The organism is Streptomyces sp. NPDC055078 (genome assembly GCF_053607985.1).
Map to the genome: position 1 here is coordinate 1 of NZ_JBSGUP010000626.1, position 4,834 is coordinate 4,834.

Here is a 4,834-nt window from a genome sequence, read left to right on the forward strand (position 1 = left end):
GAAGGGGAGGCCGCGGTGCTCGGGGTGGTGACGCTCAGTGGCCGTAGCCGCCGTGGCCGCCCGAGGCGTTCACGCACGTGTTGCCGAACGCCGGGTTCAGCAGCGCGATCACGTTCACGGTGTTGCCGCAGACGTTGACCGGGACGTGCACGGGAACCTGGAGCAGGTTGCCCGACAGAACACCGGGGGAGTGGGCGGCAGCGCCGTGCGCTCCGGCGTCGGCAACGGCCATACCGGCGCCGCCCGCCAGGATGGCACCCGAGCCGGCGACGACGGCAGCGGCCTTCGCGATACGCGACATCAGTTCTCCTTGCAGATTCAGAACTCGGCCGCAGGGCTTGCGGCCTTATGCTCCTTCAACGCCCTAACCCTTTGGCGGTAACGGATCTGAACCAAACTGTGCGCGCATGACGTATCAGCGGGGTGCCCGAACCCCGCGTACGGCGGCGCTGATCGGCGCCCGGCGGGCCCCGGCGGGGGCCTTTGAGCCGTGACCCGGCGGCTGTCCGGGCCGTTGCACAGCGCATGAACCGTTACCAGAACGCCGCCGCCGTCGCGGTCGCCGCCTGCGCCATGGCCGTCTCGGCGACGACCGCGGCCCAGGCGGCCCACGCCGCCCCCACCCCCGCCCAGCACCGGTCCACCCCGACCGCGGCCGGTGAAGTGGACCGCAATCTCGTCAAGCCGCCGCCGGGCGGGGTGCTCGCACCCGTCACCGATGTCGCCGGGAAGCTGCTGCCCGGCCGCTGATCGGCCCCGGCCACGTGGGACCCGCCGCTGTTGAGACCTGGCCACGTGAGACCCGCCGCTGTTGGGACCCGGCCACGTGGGACCCGGCCACTTGAACCCCGGCCGCTGATCAGCCCTGAGGGGTGCGCCGGACCGAGCGGCCCGCCAGCACATCCGTACGGACGCCGTCCTCCATGACGAAGCGGCCGTCGATCAGCACATGCGGGATACCGGTCGGGAGCGTACGGGGGGCCTCGAAGGTCGACCCGGCGGCGACCGTCGCCGGGTCGAAGAGGACGAGGTCCGCCCGGTAGCCCTCGCGGACCAGTCCCCGGTCGGGCAGCCGCAGCCGGGCGGCCGGGCGCGAGGTGAGATGGGCGACGGTCTCCTCCAGCGAGAGGATGCCCAGCTCCCGCGCGTACCGGCCGAGATAGTGCGCGAAGGTGCCGTACGCACGGGGGTGCGGCTTGGCGCCCTGGAGGATGCCGTCGCTGCCGCCGGTGTGCACCCGGTGGCGCATGATCGCCCGGACGTTGTCCTCATGGCCCACGTGCTGGAGGATCGACGAGCCGAGCCGGTCCCCGATCAGCAGCCGCCGGGCGGTCACCCAGGGTGCCTCGCCCCGGTCCCGGGCGCTCTCCTCGATCGTCCTGCCGACGTAGGCGGTGTGCGCGGGGTCGGAGACACCGGAGATCTCGATGGTCTCCCACTCCATGGGCACGCCGTGGCAGCCGTCGGAGCCGACCACCTCCAGATGGTGGCGGATCCGCTCGGCGGTCTCGTCGTCGGCGAGCCGGGCCAGCAGCGCCTCGGGTCCGCCCTCGGCCGCCCAGCTCGGCAGCACCGCCGCCAGCGTGGTCGAGCCGGGGGTGTACGGGTAGGTGTCCAGCGAGATGTCCGCACCGTCGGCCAGCGCCCTGTCGAGCAGCGCGAGCAGATCGCCCGCCCGGCCCTTGTTGACCCCGAAGTTCATGGTGGCGTGCGCGAGATGGAGCGCACAGCCCGCGTCCCGGGCCAGGCCCACCATCTCCTCGTACGCCTCCAGGGCCCCGGCGCCGTACGAGCGGTGGTGCGGGCAGTAGTAGCCGCCGTACTCGGCCACCACCCGGCACAGCTCGGTCAGCTCGGCGTTCTTGGCGTACATGCCGGGGGTGTACGTCAGCCCGGACGACATGCCGACGGCGCCCTGCTCCAGGCCCTCGGCGACGAGCTGCTTCATCCGGGTCAGCTCGGCGTCGGTGGCCGGGCGGTCGTCCCAGCCGACCGCGTACATCCGTACCGTGCCCTGAGGGATCAGATAGGCCGCGTTGACGGCGATGCCGCGGTCGAGGCGGTCCAGGTACTCGCCGACCGTGCGCCAGTCGAAGTCCACGGAGTCGTCGCCGGGGCCGCCGCCGTTCCAGCCGTTGATCGAGGTGCGGACGCTCTCCAGGGTGCGGTCGTCGACCGGGGCGTACGACAGACCGTCCTGGCCGAGGACTTCCAGCGTCACCCCCTGGGCGGCCTTCCCCTCGTGCGCCGGGTCCCGCAGGAGGGCGAGATCGCTGTGGGCGTGCATGTCGATGAACCCGGGCGACAGGGCGAGTCCGGCTCCGTCGAGCGTTCGGGTGCCGGAGAGGGCGGGGTCGCCCTCGCGGCGGATCGCGGCGATCCGCCCGGCCCGTATACCGACATCGGCGCGGAAGGACGCGCTGCCGCTGCCGTCGATGACATGTGTGTCCCGGATGACGAGGTCCATCGGGCTTCCCCTGTCCAGAAGTGTCTAGAAGTGTCTGGAAGTACGTACGGGTCTAGAAGTACGTACGGATGTAGTCGGTGACCGTGCCGTCCGCCTCGACCAGCGGGATCAGCTGCCACTTGTCGAAGGCGGTACAGGGGTGGGACAGGCCCATGCCGATCCAGTCGCCGACCTCCAGCCGCGCGTCCGGGGCCGTACGCACCCAGCCGTGCTGGTCGGAGAGGCCGCTGACGGTGATGCCGTCGGCTGGGCGTACCTCGCCGGTACGGCCGTCGCGGACGGCCTGCGCCTCGGGGAGGTCGAGATCGTACGCCGCGTCCCGCTTGCCCGCGTTGACGAACGCCTGCTCGGCGCTGGGGCGGGAGACGACCTGCGCCCACAGCCGGAACGCGGGTTGGAGCGCGCCCTCGTCGGGAACCCGGTTGAAGGGGGTGAGATGGCGGTAGTGACCGTCGTCATGGGAGATGTACGCGCCGGAGCGCAGCAGTTTCAGTACGGGCCGGGTCAGCTCGGGTACGTCCGCGAACACATCGGCGACCGCGTCGAACCAGGCGCTGCCGCCCGCGCTGAGCACGATCTCGTCGACGTCCGTGAACCGGCCCGCCGCGTCGAAGCCGGCGGTGAGGGCGACCAGTCGGCGCAGCCACGCGCGGACCCGCTCGCCGTCGGCGTCCGGGACCTCGCCCTCGTACCCGGCGACCCCGACGAGCCGCAGCGCGGGGGCGGCGGCGACGGCGTCGGCGATCGCGGCGCACTCCGCCTCCGTACGGGCCCCGGTGCGGGCGCCGTCGCCCGCGCCCAGCTCCACGACGACATCGAGGGGGCGGGTGGCGCCGGCGGCGGTCAGAGCCTCGTTCATCAGCTCGACGCCGCGCACGGAGTCGACGTAGCAGATGAAGCGGAACTCCGGGTCGGCGTCGAGTTCGGCCGCGAGCCAGCGCAGGGCGGCGGCGTCGACCATCTCATTGGCGAGGAAGATCCGCCTGATGCCGTGGGCGCGGTAGACCCGGGCCTGGTGGGGTACGGCGGCGGTGATGCCCCAGGCCCCCCGCTCAAGCTGGCGGGCGAAGAGCTGTGGCGCCATCGATGTCTTGCCGTGCGGGGCGAAGACGAGTCCATGGCGTTCCGAGTACGTCTGGAGGAGCGCGAGATTGTGCTCGACGGACTCGGCGGACAGTGCCAGTACGGGGGTGGTGAAGCCGCCCGTGAAGAGATTGCGGCGCTCGGCGGCCAGCTCGGCGACGGTCAGGCCCTCGGCGTCGGGGGGCAGGGCCTTGAACCGGTGGTCGACGCGTTCGTGCCGGAGCGGGTCGAGCGGGTCGAGCTGGTCGGCGGTCAAGGTGCCTCCTTGAGAGGTGATCTTCCTGAGGATAGTCGTTGCAACATATGCAACATGCATTGCGCATATCGCTCGATGCTGTCTAACATCCGGCGCAGCGTCGGGTCAATGGATCCGGCCGCCCCAGACCCGCGAGGAGCCCCAGGGTGAGCAGCCCGACCGGAACCGCAGCCATGGACGCGACGCTCGACGTCATCTGCCTCGGCGAATCCATGGTCACGTTTCTGCCGTCACGGCCCGGCCGCCTTGCCGACGTCCCCTCCTTCACCCGCGCCATCGGCGGCGCCGAGTCCAACGCGGCGTGCGCGCTCGCCGCGGCCGGGCACCGGGTGAAGTGGGTCAGCCGGGTCGGCGACGACGGCTTCGGCGACCATCTGGTCGACACGATCTCGGCGTACGGAGTCGACACCTCCGCCGTCGGCCGCGATCCGCACCGGCCCACCGGCATCTACTTCCGCACCGCGACCGACCGCGCAGCCGACGCCCACGAGGTCGTCTACTACCGCGCGGGCTCGGCGGCCTCCGCGATGTCGCCCCGGAACATCCCGTACGCGGAACTGACCGGCACCCGCGTCCTCCATCTCTCCGGCATCACCGCCGCGCTCTCCGCCGACTGCCTCGCCCTCATGCGCGACCTCACCGAACGCCGCCCCGGCCGCCCCCTCGTCTCCTTCGACGTCAACCACCGCCCCAACCTCTGGCACGCCCCCTCCGCCCCCCTGATCCTCCTCGAACTCGCCCGCGGCGCCGACCTCGTCTTCGTCGGCGAAGACGAGGCGGAGGCGGCCTGGGGCCTCCACGGCGCCACCGCGATCCGCGCCGCCCTCCCCGAACCGGACCTCGTCGTCGTCAAACAGGGCGCGAAGGGCGCGACGGTGTTCGCAAAATCAACCCCGTCGGCGTCCGGGCAGCCAAACCCAGCCCCGCCGGCGTTTGAGGCGCTGGGGCCCGGGCCGGCAAAATCAGCCTCGCCGGCGTCCGGGCAGGCAATCCCAGCCTCGCCGGCGTTTGAGGCGCGGGGTTCGGGG

The 4,834-nt window shown here is 72.1% G+C and carries 5 protein-coding genes; 2 read left to right on the top strand and 3 right to left on the bottom strand.

What is annotated here, in order from left to right:
- Nucleotides 1–34: 34 nt before the first annotated feature.
- Nucleotides 35–301 (bottom strand): chaplin, encoded by a 267-nt coding sequence (locus ACWF94_RS33545; RefSeq protein ID WP_453497295.1) that lies wholly within the window; start codon nucleotides 299–301, stop codon nucleotides 35–37.
- 224 nt (nucleotides 302–525) lie between these two features.
- Between ACWF94_RS33545 and ACWF94_RS33550 the strand changes: the two genes are divergently transcribed.
- Nucleotides 526–750: a hypothetical protein gene (locus tag ACWF94_RS33550; RefSeq protein WP_453497298.1), complete on the top strand. Its 225-nt coding sequence runs from the start codon at nucleotides 526–528 to the stop codon at nucleotides 748–750.
- Between the two features lie 109 nt (nucleotides 751–859).
- Here ACWF94_RS33550 and ACWF94_RS33555 read toward each other — a convergent pair whose 3' ends face one another.
- Both ACWF94_RS33555 and ACWF94_RS33560 read right to left on the bottom strand, forming a co-directional pair.
- A complete protein-coding gene (locus tag ACWF94_RS33555) occupies nucleotides 860–2,467 on the bottom strand; it encodes an N-acyl-D-amino-acid deacylase family protein (protein ID WP_453497301.1) in 1,608 nt (535 codons plus the stop codon).
- A gap of 52 nt (nucleotides 2,468–2,519) precedes the next feature.
- Nucleotides 2,520–3,806, bottom strand: a complete 1,287-nt coding sequence (locus tag ACWF94_RS33560) for an amino acid deaminase (protein WP_453497304.1) — start codon at nucleotides 3,804–3,806, stop codon at nucleotides 2,520–2,522.
- A 173-nt stretch (nucleotides 3,807–3,979) separates the two neighbouring features.
- Here ACWF94_RS33560 and ACWF94_RS33565 point away from each other — a divergent pair.
- On the top strand, nucleotides 3,980–4,834 hold an 855-nt coding region (locus ACWF94_RS33565), incomplete at its 3' end, for a sugar kinase (protein ID WP_453497307.1).

Bases quoted from the DNA above. Each gene is read 5' to 3' on its own strand.
- ACWF94_RS33545 (WP_453497295.1), bottom strand. From the start codon at position 301: ATGTCGCGTATCGCGAAGGCCGCTGCCGTCGTCGCCGGCTCGGGTGCC.
- ACWF94_RS33555 (WP_453497301.1), bottom strand. From the start codon at position 2,467: ATGGACCTCGTCATCCGGGACACACATGTCATCGACGGCAGCGGCAGC.
- ACWF94_RS33550 (WP_453497298.1), top strand. From the start codon at position 526: ATGAACCGTTACCAGAACGCCGCCGCCGTCGCGGTCGCCGCCTGCGCC.